The following is a 15,806-nucleotide window of genomic DNA, read 5'->3' as shown; positions in this document are numbered from 1 at the left end:
AGATGAACCTACATGAAGGTAGTCCAAATGATTCGAGAGATTGGCATCATTCCAGTCGTCCGCGGTGCGACGGTTGATACTGTTCTTCCGCTGTCATTGGCTTTGCGGCAGGGAGGCATTCCAATCATGGAAATTACGATGGAAACAGCTGGGGCTTTGGCCGCGTTGGAAAAGGCTGCAAGGGAACTGAAAGATATGTTGATCGGTGCGGGAACGGTGCTGGACGCTGAAACAGCACAGAGGGCGATTTCAGCTGGGGCGCGGTTTATCGTTTCTCCCTTCCTTTCTATTGATGTGATTCAGGCGGCAAAACAAAATCGCGTTGTCAGTATCGCAGGAGGATTGACGCCGACCGAAATTGTGAATGCTTTTCAGCACGGGGCTGATATGGTGAAAGTATTTCCTGCTCATGTGTTTGGGCCAAACTATATTCGAAGCATAAAGGAGCCGCTCCCCCACATCCCCCTCATCGCAACTGGAGGAATCAATCTGAAAACGGCTGGAGAGTATATAAAAGCGGGAGTGGATGCCATCGGTGTCGGGAACTCGTTAGTGAAGGTTGAAGGGGCATTGGAAAACGATCAGTGGAAGATTATTGCCGAACGGGCAGCTCAATGGGTCTCGATTGTGCACAAGGTGAGGGGAGAGAATGCGGGTGAATGAATCGCTGAGAAATTTGACAGGAAATATGTTCTTTCCTACATTGGAAGAAAACACATGATCATGGATGTACTTTATCACTGCCATACTAGTATATAAGAAAAAGGGGAATCGCAAGGTGATCTTTACTGCCCAACAAAGTCAACAAATTAAAAGTTCTGTCAGAGGTTCGGCGCGCGACCAGTTGTACGAGATGCTAAAGGAAAAGATTTTGCGCCTTGAGTTGGAACCAGGAACAAAAATTTCCGAAAAGGAAATCGCGGAGCAATTGCATATTAGCCGCACCCCGGTGCGGGAAGCATTTCTCAAACTGGCGCAAGAAGAATTGCTTGATATTATTCCGCAAAGCGGAACCATTGTTTCGCGCATCAACTTGGAACATGTGGAGGAAGGGCGCTTTATCCGCGAGGTTGTCGAGAAAGAAGTGGCCGTTTTAGCTTGTACGAAATTGCGTCAAGATCATCTATTTGAAATGGAGAAGAATATTGCGATGCAAGAGTTGTGTGCCGAAAAAGGAAATTTTCTTGAGTTGTTTGAGCTTGATGAAAAGTTCCATCAGCTCATTTACGATGGCTGCCGAATGTCGCGCTCGTGGAAAATGGTGCAAAGTTTAAACAGTCATTTCAATCGTTTGCGTGTACTGAGACTATCATCCGATCTTGATTGGGACATTATTATTTCCCATCACAAGCAAATTTATCGGTTAATTGCGAATAAAGAAGCAGAGAAAGTGCGTCAGGTGATGGAAGAGCATTTGCGGCTTGTCGAAATTGAAAAAGACGTACTAAAAAGGCAGTATCCTCATTATTTTGTATAAGTTGTTGGAAGTTTCGCTTTGCGGGAGGGAGACAGTGTGCAGCCGTTCATTCATGAAAATTTTTTGTTGCAAAACAAGCATGCCGAAGTGTTATACCATGACTATGCGAAATCGTTGCCGATTATTGATTATCACTGCCATTTGAGCGCAAAAGAGATTGCGGAAGACAGGCGGTTTCATGATATGACGGAGCTTTGGCTCGAGGGGGATCATTACAAATGGCGGGCGATGCGGGCGCTGGGAGTCGAAGAAAAATATATTACAGGAAACGCTTCCCCTGAGGAAAAGTTTCAAGCATGGGCGAAAACGGTGCCGTATTGCATCGGGAATCCACTCTATCATTGGACGCATTTAGAGTTAAAACGCTATTTTCAAGTGGATGCCCTTCTGAATGAGCGGACGTGGCGTGAAATTTGGAATCATTGCAATGATTTATTGAGACAGGAAGGATTCTCAGCCCGCTCTTTCATGGTCAAATCTAATGTGGAGTGGATTGGGACAACGGACGATCCGCTCGATGATTTAGCTGATCATCAAGCAATTGCCCAAGATCCATCATTTCTAGTAAAGATTGTTCCGTCTTTTCGTCCTGATGCAGTCATTGAAATCAACCGCCCTTCGTTTTTAGACTATGTGGGAAAGCTAGGGGAAGCAGCTGGCCTGCCGATTCATGATTACGATCAGCTGCTGCAAGCCATTGAAAGCCGAGTGCGTTATTTTCACGAGAAAGGATGCCGGATGGCTGATCACGGCTTAGAATCGATGCCGTATTCAGAATGCGGTTGGAAGGAAGCAAACGATATTTTTCAAAAACGAAAAAATGGATTTGTCCTCAGCCGTGAGGAGGAGGAAAAATATAAAACTTTCACTTTATGCTTCTTAGCCCGATTGTACCACTCACTTGGTTGGGTGATGCAGCTGCACATCGGTTCGATTCGAAATACAAATGAAAAGATGTTCCGGCGTCTTGGTCCGAATACAGGATATGATTCGATTCATGACTTTTTCCTTGCCCAGCCGTTAAATGCCTTTCTTAATGAGCTAGAGCGTCGCGATCAACTGCCAAAAACGATTGTGTACACATTAAACCCCGCTTATAACTATATTGTCGCCTCAACGGTCGGCAATTTTCAATCAGAAGGGGTAAAAGGGAAAGTTCAATTTGGCGCAGCTTGGTGGTTCAATGATCATCAAGATGGCATCATCAGACACTTGACGGATCTTGCCAATGTCGGTGTGTTCAGCACGTTTGTCGGAATGTTGACCGATTCAAGGAGTTTTGTGTCTTATGTACGCCACGAGTATTTTCGCAGAATTGTATGCAATTTGATCGGTTCATGGATTGAAAAAGGAGAGGTGCCGCAAGACTATGATTTTTTAGGGAAAATCGTTCAAGATGTATGTTACTTCAACGCGAAACAATACTTTCAAGTCGGCGTGAGTGGGGGATGAGATCAGAATGAAAATGACGTTTCGCTGGTTCGGAAAGGAACATGATACTGTTTCATTAGATCATATTCGGCAAATTCCAGGAGTTGAAGGAATCGTTGGAGCTCTATATCATATTCCAGTCGGTGAAGTATGGCCGCTTGATGATATATTGGAACTCAAACGGCAGGTAAATGAAAAAGGATTTCATCTTGAAGTCATTGAGAGCGTCAACGTCCACGAAGATATTAAACTCGGTTTGCCCTCCCGAGATCGATATATTGAAAACTATAAACAGACGATTCGCAACTTGGCGAAAGCAGGAGTGAAAGTGATTTGTTACAACTTTATGCCGATTTTTGACTGGACCCGTTCTGATTTAGCCAAAAGGCGGCCTGACGGATCGACGGTGCTCGCCTATGAGAAACAAAAGATTGAACAAATCGATCCGGAGGAAATGATCCGCCGCATTGAAAGCGGAGCGAACGGGTTTTTGCTTCCGGGATGGGAACCGGAACGTTTGAAAACAATCAAGCCTCTTTTTTCGCTATATAAAGGGGTAACCGAAGAGGATCTATTTGATCATTTGCGTTACTTTTTGGAACAAATCGTTCCAGTAGCGGAAGAGTGTGGCGTTCGGATGGCTCTCCATCCTGATGATCCGCCCTGGTCGGTGTTCGGATTGCCGCGGATTGCGACCAATAAGGAGAATTTGGATCGAATCGTTCATATGGTCAACAGCCCTGCGAACGGGTTGACATTATGCTCCGGGTCGCTTGGAGCCAATCCGGCCAACGATGTTCCGGACATTTTCCGCCATTTTTTGCGAATGGGACGAGTGCCATTTGCTCATGTACGGAATGTCGAAATTCACGCGAACGGCGATTTTGAGGAAACGTCTCATCGCAGTTGCGACGGTTCGTTGAATATATGCGAGATCATGAAAGCGTTGCATGAAGCTAATTTTCAAGGGTACATTCGACCAGATCACGGCCGAATGATTTGGGGGGAACAAGCTCGTCCTGGTTACGGGTTGTACGATCGGGCGCTTGGCATTATGTACTTGCTTGGCATTTGGGATAGTTTGGAGAATAAAAAAAAGAAGCAGGAAGGTGAGAAGACATGCTCCCGATCCATCCAAGTTTAAAAGGCAAGGTAGCGGTTGTAACGGGCGGGGGTGGGGTATTATGCAGCTGCATGGCGAAAGAACTGGCCCGCCAAGGAATGAAAGTGGCGATTTTAAACCGAACGCTCGAGAAAGCTGAAAGAATCAAGAATGAAATTGAAGAGCGAGGAGGTGAGGCGCTGGCCATTTCGTGCGATGTTCTGGATGTCGAACGCGTCAAACAGGCGGCAGAAATGGTAGCGGACGTTTACGGGCCGTGCGATGTCCTGATTAATGGGGCAGGCGGAAACCATCCGCAAGGCATTACGACAAAGGAAATACTCGAGTTGCAGGATCTAGAGAATCAAGACATTACAACGTTTTTCGACTTGACGACAGAAGGGTTTTCCTATGTTTTTGATTTAAATATTCTTGGGACGATCATCCCGACGCAGCATTTTCTTAAACAGATGATAGGAAGAGGGGGAACCATCATCAATATTTCCTCGATGAGCGCTCCGCGGCCGATGACGAAAGTGCCGGCGTACAGTGCGGCTAAAGCGGGAATTGAAAACTTCACGAAATGGCTGGCTGTGCATGTCGCTGAGATCGGGGTTCGCGTCAATGCGATTGCCCCGGGATTCTTTTTGACGAAACAAAATGAACATCTTTTGAAACATCCTGACGGATCGTATACAGAGCGGACGAAAAAAATTTTGATGCATACACCGATGCGGCGGCTCGGCAAGCCGGAAGACTTGCTGGGGACGCTGCTTTGGCTTGTGGATGATCAAATGAGCGGATTTGTCACTGGAACGACTGTTCCTGTTGACGGCGGCTTTTTGGCTTATGCCGGAGTTTGAAGGGAGGGTAAACAAAGCCTCCCCTCTTTTTTTAACTTATGATATACTGGTAAAAAACAAGAAAAGGTGGATGAATTATGCGCACCGGCTTGCTGGATGGAAAGTTGTATCGGGCTTGTGAATGGATTACAAGACTTGCATATATCAATCTATTATGGTTTGTCTTTACCGTCCTTGGACTTGTCATTCTCGGCATTGCGCCGGCGACGGTGGCGCTGTTTACGATCGTAAGGAAGTGGCTTCTCTTTCACGATCACGATGTTCCAGTGCTGAAAACATTCGTTCGTACGTATAAAGGTGAATTTTGGCGGGCGAACCGGATTGGGCTTTTGTTGATGGCGGCAGCGTATATTTTCTATATCGATCTTTTATACCTCGCCCACGTGCCAATAGAATGGAGATTTCCGTTTTCTGTTGCTTTGCTGATCATTTTCATTTTTTATACAGTGACGCTTTTATATGTATTTCCGATCTATGTGCATTACGAATTGCGCTTTTGGCAATATATCAAATATGCCTTTCTCATTGGAATGGCCAATCCATTCATGACGCTCGTGATGCTGATGAGTGTTGGGGTCTTGTTCGTCTTATTGATGTATATTCCGGGGCTGATCCCGTTTTTCAGCATCAGTTTGCTCGCCTTGGTGGTGATGAGCGGCGCATTGCGTGTATTTCGCAAAACAGAAGAAAGGCTGCAGGTCAGGAAACAAGGGGGATGGTAGGAACGCCTGCCCTTAAGGGGATGTAGGAAAAGATTCATCAAGGCTTAAAAGAAGCTGAAGCGGACTAAGGCGTTGTCAGCACAAGCGATTAAAAAGGCTGGTTTAAAAGGATGCTTGTCTTCTCGATGAAACACCGGATATATATAGATGCAACGAAAAAGTTTAACATATCCTTGATGGAAAAGTCGCTTGTCCATTTTTCGACTGTCGAAGGCAAGCCACAGGCTTGCCTCCGTCACGCCAAGGCGTGACGGAAGACCGAACAACCACCCGCTTCACAGACCCATAACCCATACATGGGTCTGAAAGCGGCGTTGTTCGGTCGCCCGACAGTCGATCAAATGCTCGGTAAAAGCTACAAATGTTAAAGCTTCAAATTGCATCTATATAGAAGTGAATTCGTTCAATACGGCATATATTAGAAAGAGGATGCCTCGTTGTTGTTGAGACATCCTCTTCTTTGCTGGAGACACCTATGTGCTTTTGGCTGTCTATTTGTGGTCGATAATAGCCCAATATGCGGGTTTGACTTTGTAATCCGGTCCAAAAACGAACGGCGCATCTTTTCCTTTCCCTTTTTCCACTTTTGCGTACGGAGCGTTCGGGTCAACCACAACATTCCCGTTGGCGTCATAGTACACATCCGCACGGCTGTCGAGCCACGTATGATTGTCGGCGATGCCCCAGAAGGTGACGTTGCTAATTTTATCGCTCAACTTTTCATACAGTTTGAACAAACGATCATAGCGCGCTGCCTGATCCAAAAACTTTTGTTTTGGAATGGCGTCATACGTCGGGTAAGCGCGCGGCGGCCAACCGTACATGCTCACATCAAGCTCAGTGATTTGGTTGTCTAAACCGAGAGCGGCGAACATGTTAATCGTTTTCTCGATTTCTGCTTCAGAAGGCCAGCCGATTTGGATGTGGGATTGATGGCCGATGCCGTCGATCGGAACACCCTCTTCTTTCAGTTGTTTGACTAAATTGTAAAGAGCGGTTCGCTTCGGTTCGACTTCTGTATTGTAATCATTCATGTAAAGCTTAATGTTGTCTCCGCCATATTTTCTAGCTGCTTGGAATGCCACTTTAATATAATCGATGCCGGCGATTTGATACCATGGAGAGTTGCGCAGTTTTCCGTCGTCCCCCACAACCTCATTTACAACGTCCCAGTACTTAATGTCATCTTTGTACCGCTCGACGATCGTTTTAATATGAGTTTCAAGTCGTTTTAACAGCAGTTGTTTATTTTGTTCACGTTTCACTGGATCTGTTTCATTAACCATTGGCTTACCTTCCTTGTCAAGAAAGAACCATTGAGGTACTTGGCTGTGCCAAACGAGTGTATGGAAACGAATATCCATATGATGTTTTTTAGCAAATCGGACGATTTGATCCGCCTCAGCAAAATTGAACTTTCCTTCTTCGGGTTGGATGTTGATCGGTTTCATGACATTCTCAGCGACAATGCTGTTGAAGTGGCGCTTTAGCATTTGTACGTCTTTTTCATTTTGCAGCTGATAAGGTTCAACAGCCGCCCCAATAGTGAATGAATCTTTGTAGCGCTGATCCAATTGCGGGGCGTGCAATGCGCTGATTCGCGGCTTTTTAGCGTACGATGGCTCCGTTTTTGCCAATGCATTCGTCATCCCTAAAGGAAGCAGCAGCATAAACGAGAATCCAACGATCATCGCTTTCCGTGATTGTTTCCACACGATTGGGTCTCCTCCTTACTATTGGCTCTTCACCACAACATGTACTTGACAAGCAATACGGTTTCCTGCACAAGGATATGCAAAAATCACTGATTTGCTGATTTCCCCACACAAGCGTAAATAGGGTATGTTCACAAAAAATCAAGTACAACTTTTGGTGAAGAGCCTTACTATTACTATAGTGATTATTCATCGCAAAACGACATGAACAATAGAAAGCGCTTACCACTTCCTTTCTTTGTAGTGGTCAACTTTGCGAGACAGATGCCGGATTGCGCGAGAAGACCGATGGTTGTTGAGAGGTTGACCTGATTTTATTTTAACAACACCAACTTGGTTTATCAATTAAATATACTAAGTTTTTTTATTATTGGCAAAACAGAAGCGGCCATTTTCATGTCCGGGTAAATCCGCTCTGTTGATCCGCCGCTTCATGCCAAGGAGAAGGAGCGGGATCTACTAGGACGGTTTTTCAGAAAGGAGTCAAGACGGAGGAGGGCTTATTCAGCTACCAACCTTTGAAGGAAGAGGAACATGAACCATGACGTCGATGGGTGTGGAAGGATGAATTCTGGCAAGATAAGGATTGATGTCCTGCCTAGAGCGGGAGGACTCTTGAAAATTTAAAAGATTCTTTATAAAATTAGTTTAAAGGATAAACATACTTAGTGGACTGAAGCGATTGAAGGAATTCAAATTTCAGAAAGGAATAAAGCGATGACTGTTACGGTTCAAACGGTGATGGAACGATTGACAGCCGGTGCAGAGCGCCTTTCCTCTACAGTAGATACGCTTAAATATGGGGATCCGGGCACGGAGGTGAGGGGGATCGCCGTCAGTTTCATGCCTACGTATCGCGTCATTGAGCAAGCTGTCCGAATGGGGGCCAATCTTCTCATTACTCATGAAGGGTTGTTTTATAGTCACGTTGACCATGATGAAACGGTAAAAAACGACCCGGTGTATCAAGAAAAAGTTCGCCTAATCCGTGAATCAGGCATTGCAATTTATCGTTTTCATGACTATTGGCATCGCTACCAGCCTGACGGGATTGTGGATGGTTTAGTCCGTGCTTTGGGGTGGGAGTCGTATGTTTCTAAATACGAACCGACTGCTGCGATTTTGACAATCCCTAGGATGGCGGCTACGGAGATGGTCAGCAAAATAAAGGAAAGACTAGGCATTTCAATTATAAGGGTTGCGGGGGATGTCTCGGCCTTTTGTACGCGTGTGGCGCTGCTGGCCGGATATCGTGGCCACGGATCTTTGGCGATTCCGTTGTTTGAAAAAGAGAAGCTTGATGCCATCATTTATGGGGAAGGACCTGAATGGGAAACGCCGGAATACGTTCGAGACGCCGTACAGCAAGGGAGGCAAAACGTATTGGTAGTGTTAGGGCATGCAGAAAGTGAGGAGCCCGGTATGAGATACTTGGCTGAGAAGCTAAGAGTTATGTTTCCGGCCATTCCTGTGTATTTTATCTCAGAAAAACCACTTTTTCATTTCTTGTAATCATTGGAAGGGGAAAGAAAAATGATACTTTGCAAAGGGCAAAAGCTGTTGTTTATTGGCGACTCGATAACGGACTGCGATCGCGCCAAGCCAGAGGGAGAAGGATTATTCGGCGCGTTAGGTACAGGATATGTATCTTATATTGACGGTCTTTTGCAAGCTGTTTATCCGGAACTTGGGATTCGGGTTGTCAATAAAGGAATCAGCGGCAATACGGTGCGGGATTTGAAAGCAAGATGGAAAGAAGATGTCATCGACCAAAAGCCAGACTGGGTATCAATCATGATAGGGATTAACGATGTTTGGCGGCAGTACGATTTGCCATTCATTAAAGAAAAGCATGTGTACGTGGATGAGTACGAAGAAACGCTCCGCAGCCTTGTGATGGAGACAAAGCCGCACGTTACAGGAATCATCCTTATGACCCCGTTTTATATCGAAGGGAATGAGCACGATCCGATGCGTCGGACTATGGACGAGTACGGTCTCGTTGTCAAACAAATTGCCGAAGAAACAAACAGTATATTCGTTGATACCCAGGCTGCGTTTCATGAGGTATTGAAGACTCTTTATCCGGCGGCATTGGCTTGGGATCGCGTTCATCCGTCTGTGGCCGGACATATGATTCTAGCGAGAGCGTTTTTGAAGGCGATTGGCTTTGATTGGGGGAAATGAAATAACACCCAGCTGCTTGAAGGAACAGACATGTTTCTAAAAAAGCAAGGACTATCGTTTGGAAGGAAAAAGGGGGGATCGGGATGCATAAAGTCATGTTGGTCGATGATGAAATGTTTGTGCGGGAAGGCATGAAAACGTTGATTGATTGGGAAGGATGCGGATATCGAATTTGTGGGGAGGCGCATAATGGGGAGCAGGCGCTCCGTGAGGCAGCGAAGTTGTGTCCCGACCTTATCGTGACGGATATTCGGATGCCAGGAATTGACGGGCTTGAATTGATTCAGAGGGTATCCCAAAGTGGACAAACAGGAACGAAGTTTATTGTGGTGAGCGGATACAATGACTTTTTCTACGCGCAGCAATCGATTAAATATGGGGTTTGCGACTTTTTATTAAAACCGATTGATAAAAGAGAGTTTGAACAGTCGTTATCAAGAATAGCGGAAGTATTGAATCAGGAGAAGGAAACGAGAAAGAAGCAGCAAGCTGAGTTTTTGTTTTATGAATGGGTGACAGGAAAGAAGGGGACAAGTCTCAGGGAAATGGGAGATTGGGGAGTCTCTTCATCTATACTTTCGGGTTATGCGATCATCGAGATCAACGGCAAGGCCGATATGGTTCATCTAGCTGCCGCTGCCGCCTACAAAACTAAAATTAAGGAGATTTATCATCGCGTTGTCAAACAGCCGATCCATTTCCCGATCTATGAGCACGGAAGGCAGCGATATGGGCTGTTGTTTATTGGGGATGACAAGGAGGAGATATGTCATAATCTATACCGATTCGCTGAGCAACTCGTGAACGTTTCACTTGATGTGACGATTTTTGTTAGCGCTTTGGCGTCGCCTGCTGATCGCCTTCAAGAACAGATTCGGGAAGCAGGTGAAGCGTTGCGTTATAAATACGCTAACGACGAGAGAATCATTTTTTATGAACAGGTAAAAGAAATCACGCTTTCTTATCCTAGCGTTGATGATGGACAAATCCAAACATTGGTGGAGTATATAGAAGAAGCGCGGTTGGAGCAACTGATGACCGCCATAAAAGATCTGTTCGTCCAGTTTCGTGTTCGCCGCTTGTCCGCTGAGGCTGTGCAGACGTTTATTCTTTATTTCGTACAGAAAGCGCTTCAGCTCGTCAAACGAGCAGGAGCGTGTGAGGAACAACTGACGACTTTGCCCCGAGTGCTAGAATGTCAAGACTATCCTTTCCGTTTGGAAGAATTGAGGAAAAGGGTGATGGATTTTGCGGTGGAATGTTGCTGGGTAGTGGAAGAACAAAGGAAGCCGCTTTCACTATGTGAAATTCATAAAATAAAGAGATATATTGAGGAGCATTATACGGAAAATATCAGCCTAAAAAGCATTGCTAAACAATTTTATATGAACCCCGTTTATTTAGGCCAACTGTTCAAAAAAACATATGGTTTCTATTTTAAAGAGTTTTTGTTGCAGCTGCGCATTGGGCAGGCAAAGAAGCTTCTGCGGACGACGAATTTGCGCATCTATGAAGTGGCGGAGAAAGTAGGATTTGGGAGCGTGGATTACTTTGTTACACAATTCGAAAAAATGGAAGGGCTTACACCTTCGGAATACCGAAAGAAGTCAACACGTTCCATATTATAGAAAATGGCTTGAGTCATTCCATCATATGAGGCTAAAAAATAAACTGACTTTTCTTTATTTGTTTGCTGTATTGATTCCCACTACCGTCACGAATGGATTGTTTTATTATGTGGTGACGAATCAAGTAAGAACACAGAAACTGCACGATGCCTCATTAGTAATAGAACAATTGGCAAAAGATTTTGAGCAAGGAATCGATCAAGTTGTTGGCATTTCCTCTCTGTTATATACGGACAGCCGAATTAACGAAATGCTCGATCGCCAGTATACTTCGGATGCGGAATACGTCCAACATTATCATGATGTATTTCCCGAATTTAACAAGTATCGTTATATGCATCCTTTTATTCATTCCATCGTTTTTTTTACCGACAATTCGACTGTTATCTTTTCCGGTTCCGTTCAGCCCATTACTCCTCAGCTCCAACAAGCTGATTGGTACAGGGACATACGTTCATTTCCTGTCCTAGTCCGCACGGGACGTTCGCTTAGTATTGTCCGAAAGTTGGATTATTTCTCCTTTTATAATAAGACAAACAGGATGGTTCGAATTGAATTAGAACCGATGGCTATCGATCATCTGCTTCGCACTAGGGCGTTTCCTGGAGAGATTTATGTTGTTGATCGTCAAGGAAACATTCAATATTCGACTCGTGTGCAAAACAACGTTCATAATAAGGGAAAGCCGCCTGCCCGGACCGAGAAGGGACGCATAGTTATATCCCACCGTTATAAAACAGCTCATTATCTCCATGGCTGGAGCATTGTTGGCGTCGTTTCCGAGGAAAAACTGGTGAACAACACTCGTTATTTCATGGTTTTTATCTTTTCGATCGCTTTTGTGAATTTCGTTGTTCCTACCATCATTCTTTTTCTTGTCTCTAAACCATTGCACGCAAGAATCGTCAATATTTTGGGTTACATGAAAAAGGTGGAGAGGGGGAAATTTGAAACGATCCATTCGGAACTTTATGATGATGAAATCGGGCAATTGGCTAAGGCGTTTAACCGTATGTCATTAACGATCAAGCGGCTCATTCAAGATGTTTATATGGCTAACATCCAAAAGAAAGAAATGGAACTGCAAAAAAAGCAGGCTCAATTAAATGCTTTGCAAAGTCAAATGAATCCTCACTTCCTTTTCAATGTGCTCGAAACGATTCGAATGAGAAGCCTCATGAAACATGAAGATGAAACTGCTGAAATGATCGAACATATGGCAAGAATTTTGCGGAAATCCATTTCATGGGGGAGTGACTGGGTCAAAGTGCGGGAGGAAATGGATATTGTTTCCCGTCTGCTTTCCATCCAGCGCTATCGATTTGGGGATAAGCTTCAGTATAGGATCGACATCGATGAGTCTGTCCTAGAACATACGATTCCGAATATGATCATCCTCCCGTTTGTTGAAAATGCATGTAAACATGGGGTGGAGTCCAAAGCAGGAAAAGGAAACATTGATATACAAGTGCGTGCAGAAGGACCGCGGTTGACGTTTACGATTCGCGATAACGGGCCGGGCATGAATGAGCAGCAATTGCTGCAACTCTGGCGTTCTCTCAATGAAGAGGAGGGGATTACTGAGCACGTAGGTGTTCGAAACGTCTACTATCGCCTTAAAATGTATTACGGTGAGCATTTTACGTTCCAAATGTACAATAACCGTGGATTCGTTGTGTTTCTCTCTCTCCCGATCCATGATGTGAAGTAGGTGTCTCGAAAACAAAACGAGACACCTTTTTGTTCATCGGAACTTGTTGATTGCTGCCGCCATCGTTCCATATCTTAACTTTTTTAAATATCGCCTTAAGTTTGTTAGGTTAAGAAAAAAGAAAAGCGATGTTACAATGGAAGCGATTACAAGAAAGGGGGGCGAGATAATGGGCAATGGGCAACTGATGATTAAAGGGGGGAGAGGAGTGAAAACAGCGCGAAAGAAAACGTGGGGAATCGTCTTTCTTTGCCTGATGATGATCGTAGCATTAGTGGGCTGTAAAGAAAGCGCAGGTGTGGACAATAAGGGAAATCCATCAGCAGCTGATGATAAGAAGCCATTTACTTTCACGTATTTTAACGCTGGAACATCAAAGAAGAACATTGAAGCCAACCAAACTACAATCGGGAAAATATTTGAAGAGCAAACTGGGGTTAACGTCAAAATGGAATTTTTGGTGGGGGATATTAACACGAAAATTGGTACTATGATTGCCAGCGGGCAATATCCTGACGTATTGGTTCCCGATATTGCAATCGACAAGGTTCTCGATGCTAAGGCATTTATTCCTTTGAACGATCTGATTGATAAGTACGCTCCTAACTTAAAGAAATTATATGGTCCTTATTTGGAACAATTAAAGGCCGAAGACGGCAAGATTTATTTCCTACCGTTTGGAGTTAATCACGGATATATTCCGAATCCTGACATTGATCAAGGGGCGTTTTGGATTCAACGCCGGGTGCTTAAAGAATTTGGCTATCCGAAGATTAAAACATTGGACGAATACTTTGACTTGATTGCCAAGTATAAGGAGAAGCATCCGGAAACAGATGGGAAACCAACGATTGGCTTTACTGCTTTAACTTATGACTGGCGGTTTTTCGTCATTTCTAACCCTCCTGCTCATTTGGCTGGATATCCGAATGACGGCGAAGTTATTGTCGACATGAAAACGCATGAGGCTAAGGTATATGGAAATGGGGAATATACGAAACGGTGGCTGAAAAAGCTCAATGAGATCAATGCGGCTGGGTTGTTCGATAAGGAAGCGTTTGTTTCAAATTATGATGAATATTTGGCAAAAATCGCCTCTGGCCGTGTGTTAGGATTTTTTGATTACGGATGGCAAGTCAACCAGGCACTGAACTCATTGCTGCAGGCAGGAAATGATGACTTGCGTTACATGCCGTTGCCAATCGTTTTTGACAAAAATATCAAGGATCAATATATTGATCCGCCGTCTTTCGCATCGAATCGCGGTATCGGGATTACAGTCAGCGCCAAAGATCCTGTTCGCATCATCAAATATTTCGATAATATGGCGAAAGAAGAAAATCAGAAGCTGATGACATGGGGAATCAAAGGGGAAACGTATGAAGTGGATGAGAAAGGGCGTTTCTATCGAACACCAGAACAAATCAAGAAGACGTCCGATGAACAGTTCCGTGAACAGTTTGGTTTCTCGTATTTTGAGTGGTATTGGCCGCGCGGCAACGGGTTGTTCTCGGATGGAAATGCGTGGGAGCCGCGCCGGCAGCCGGAAGTTGCCCAAGCTAGCTATACAGAAGGGGATAAGAAAATCTTAGCGGCCTATGGGGCAAAAGTATTTTCTGATTTGTTTGCCAAACCGGATGAGCGGCCTTGGTATCCGGCGTGGAGTGCGCCCATCAAACAAGGTTCTCCGGCTCAAATTTATCAGCAAAAGAAACAAGATTTACAGAGAAAGTATTTCCCGAAATTGGTGCTTGATCCGCCAAGCAAGTTCGAGAAAAACTGGAAGGAATATGTGAAGGAATACAATAAATTGGATATTAAAGCATTTGAAGATGAAATCACAAAATATGTAAAAATGAAAGTTGAACAGAGCCAGAAATGAGAGAAAAGCGGATCAGTCTGGGCCGGTCGGCTGTGAATAGATAGTTGGCCGTGCCCTTCTTTTCCGAAAAGGAGGAAGGAAAAGTGGAGATTGAAAAGCATATAAAAACTATCACACCGGCCCCCGCTGCAGTGGAATCCCACTTATCTAAACGGAAAAACATTTGGAAAAAAATAGTGCAGCAAAAAACATTGATTTTGATGAGCTTTCCGTTTTTGATTTGGTTATTTATTTTTAAATATTTGCCGCTGTGGGGGTGGACCATCGCATTCCAAGATTATCGCCCCGGCTTGCCGTTTAGTGAACAAGAATGGGTTGGATGGAAGCACTTTCGTTTTCTTTTTCAGGATGAGGGCTTTTTTCGAGTGTTGCGGAATACGTTAGCGATGAGCGTCATTAATCTCGTTCTCGGATTTGTGACGGCTATTACGTTAGCGATTTTGCTAAATGAGTTGCGCAATGGAAAATTTAAACGAATTGTTCAAACGATTAGCTATATGCCGCACTTTTTATCGTGGGTCGTTGCGGCGAGCATCATTTCCTACGCTTTGTCATTGGAGAATGGCATTGTCAACATTGTTTTGCAAAAACTGCATATTATTGATGAACCGATTTTATGGCTGGGGGTTGGAGAGTATTTCTGGGGAATCATTGGCGCCTCAGAAGTGTGGAAAAACCTAGGGTGGAACACCATTATTTATTTAGCAGCCATCGCCATGATTGATCCGGAACAGTATGAGGCGGCGGAAATTGACGGAGCTTCCCGCTTGCAACGCATTTTTTATATTACACTTCCTTCTTTAAAGCCTACGATTGTCATTTTGTTGATTATGAATTTAGGGAATATTTTGGAGACTGGGTTTGAGCCTCAATATTTGCTAGGAAATCCGATGAACCTCGATTATTCAGAAAATCTTGATATTTTTGTGCTGAAGTATGGTATCGCTATGGGGAATTTTGCTTTAGCTACCGCTGCTGGGATTTTTAAAACCGTTGTCAGTTTTATCTTCCTGTTTAGCGCAAATTATATTGCTAAACGTTTGGGACAGGCTAGATTATTTTGAGAAAACGATTTTATTAGGGGAAAG

The 15,806-nt window shown here is 44.4% G+C and carries 13 protein-coding genes; 12 read left to right on the top strand and 1 reads right to left on the bottom strand.

Annotation, left to right across the window (positions count from 1 at the left end):
- The first annotated feature begins 12 nt into the window (after positions 1-12).
- From GHH_RS09500 to GHH_RS09475, 6 genes are all read left to right on the top strand, one after another.
- Complete coding sequence (locus GHH_RS09500; RefSeq protein WP_015374973.1) at positions 13-663, top strand: bifunctional 4-hydroxy-2-oxoglutarate aldolase/2-dehydro-3-deoxy-phosphogluconate aldolase; 651 nt, start codon at positions 13-15, stop codon at positions 661-663.
- Between the two features lie 115 nt (positions 664-778).
- Positions 779-1,477 carry a GntR family transcriptional regulator gene (locus GHH_RS09495; RefSeq protein WP_013145193.1) on the top strand — a complete coding sequence of 233 codons (699 nt, stop codon included), beginning with the start codon at positions 779-781 and terminating at the stop codon, positions 1,475-1,477.
- A 36-nt stretch (positions 1,478-1,513) separates the two neighbouring features.
- Positions 1,514-2,929: a glucuronate isomerase gene (gene uxaC / locus GHH_RS09490; RefSeq protein WP_015374972.1), complete on the top strand. Its 1,416-nt coding sequence runs from the start codon at positions 1,514-1,516 to the stop codon at positions 2,927-2,929.
- A gap of 7 nt (positions 2,930-2,936) precedes the next feature.
- On the top strand, positions 2,937-4,052 hold the full coding sequence (gene uxuA, locus GHH_RS09485; protein WP_015374971.1) for a mannonate dehydratase: 1,116 nt from the start codon (positions 2,937-2,939) through the stop codon (positions 4,050-4,052).
- Positions 4,028-4,873, top strand: a complete 846-nt coding sequence (locus GHH_RS09480; protein ID WP_015374970.1) for an SDR family oxidoreductase — start codon at positions 4,028-4,030, stop codon at positions 4,871-4,873. The genes uxuA and GHH_RS09480 overlap by 25 nt, the downstream gene beginning before the upstream one ends.
- 77 nt (positions 4,874-4,950) lie before the next feature.
- A complete protein-coding gene (locus GHH_RS09475; protein ID WP_015374969.1) occupies positions 4,951-5,595 on the top strand; it encodes a YesL family protein in 645 nt (214 codons plus the stop codon).
- 491 nt (positions 5,596-6,086) lie between these two features.
- Here GHH_RS09475 and GHH_RS09470 read toward each other — a convergent pair whose 3' ends face one another.
- Positions 6,087-7,310: an endo-1,4-beta-xylanase gene (locus tag GHH_RS09470; RefSeq protein ID WP_013145198.1), complete on the bottom strand. Its 1,224-nt coding sequence runs from the start codon at positions 7,308-7,310 to the stop codon at positions 6,087-6,089.
- A gap of 717 nt (positions 7,311-8,027) precedes the next feature.
- On the opposite strand from GHH_RS09470, the gene GHH_RS09465 reads away from it, so the two are divergent.
- From GHH_RS09465 to GHH_RS09440, 6 genes are all read left to right on the top strand, one after another.
- Positions 8,028-8,822 (top strand): Nif3-like dinuclear metal center hexameric protein, encoded by a 795-nt coding sequence (locus tag GHH_RS09465; RefSeq protein WP_015374968.1) that lies wholly within the window; start codon positions 8,028-8,030, stop codon positions 8,820-8,822.
- 21 nt (positions 8,823-8,843) lie between these two features.
- Positions 8,844-9,497, top strand: coding sequence for an SGNH/GDSL hydrolase family protein (locus GHH_RS09460; protein WP_015374967.1), 654 nt, complete (start codon positions 8,844-8,846; stop codon positions 9,495-9,497).
- An 83-nt stretch (positions 9,498-9,580) separates the two neighbouring features.
- On the top strand, positions 9,581-11,125 hold the full coding sequence (locus GHH_RS09455) for a response regulator transcription factor (RefSeq protein ID WP_015374966.1): 1,545 nt from the start codon (positions 9,581-9,583) through the stop codon (positions 11,123-11,125).
- Positions 11,031-12,836 carry a sensor histidine kinase gene (locus GHH_RS09450; protein WP_236612561.1) on the top strand — a complete coding sequence of 602 codons (1,806 nt, stop codon included), beginning with the start codon at positions 11,031-11,033 and terminating at the stop codon, positions 12,834-12,836. Before GHH_RS09455 ends, GHH_RS09450 begins: the two co-directional genes overlap by 95 nt.
- Positions 12,837-13,005: 169 nt before the next feature.
- Positions 13,006-14,718, top strand: a complete 1,713-nt coding sequence (locus tag GHH_RS09445) for an ABC transporter substrate-binding protein (protein WP_015374964.1) — start codon at positions 13,006-13,008, stop codon at positions 14,716-14,718.
- 83 nt (positions 14,719-14,801) lie between these two features.
- Positions 14,802-15,782: a sugar ABC transporter permease gene (locus tag GHH_RS09440; RefSeq protein ID WP_015374963.1), complete on the top strand. Its 981-nt coding sequence runs from the start codon at positions 14,802-14,804 to the stop codon at positions 15,780-15,782.
- Positions 15,783-15,806: the final 24 nt, after the last annotated feature.

The organism is Geobacillus sp. GHH01 (assembly GCF_000336445.1).
In the GTDB taxonomy this organism is placed as follows: Bacteria; Bacillota; Bacilli; order Bacillales; family Anoxybacillaceae; genus Geobacillus; species Geobacillus zalihae.
Note: the sequence above shows the minus strand (reverse complement) of the source record. Positions and strands in the feature narration are given on the sequence as shown.

Coding starts and splice junctions, on each gene's coding strand:
- GHH_RS09500 (WP_015374973.1), top strand. CDS start 13: ATGAAGGTAGTCCAAATGATTCGAGAGATTGGCATCATTCCAGTCGTC.
- uxuA (WP_015374971.1), top strand. CDS start 2,937: ATGAAAATGACGTTTCGCTGGTTCGGAAAGGAACATGATACTGTTTCA.
- GHH_RS09480 (WP_015374970.1), top strand. CDS start 4,028: ATGCTCCCGATCCATCCAAGTTTAAAAGGCAAGGTAGCGGTTGTAACG.
- GHH_RS09475 (WP_015374969.1), top strand. CDS start 4,951: ATGCGCACCGGCTTGCTGGATGGAAAGTTGTATCGGGCTTGTGAATGG.
- GHH_RS09465 (WP_015374968.1), top strand. CDS start 8,028: ATGACTGTTACGGTTCAAACGGTGATGGAACGATTGACAGCCGGTGCA.
- GHH_RS09460 (WP_015374967.1), top strand. CDS start 8,844: ATGATACTTTGCAAAGGGCAAAAGCTGTTGTTTATTGGCGACTCGATA.
- GHH_RS09455 (WP_015374966.1), top strand. CDS start 9,581: ATGCATAAAGTCATGTTGGTCGATGATGAAATGTTTGTGCGGGAAGGC.
- GHH_RS09445 (WP_015374964.1), top strand. CDS start 13,006: ATGGGCAATGGGCAACTGATGATTAAAGGGGGGAGAGGAGTGAAAACA.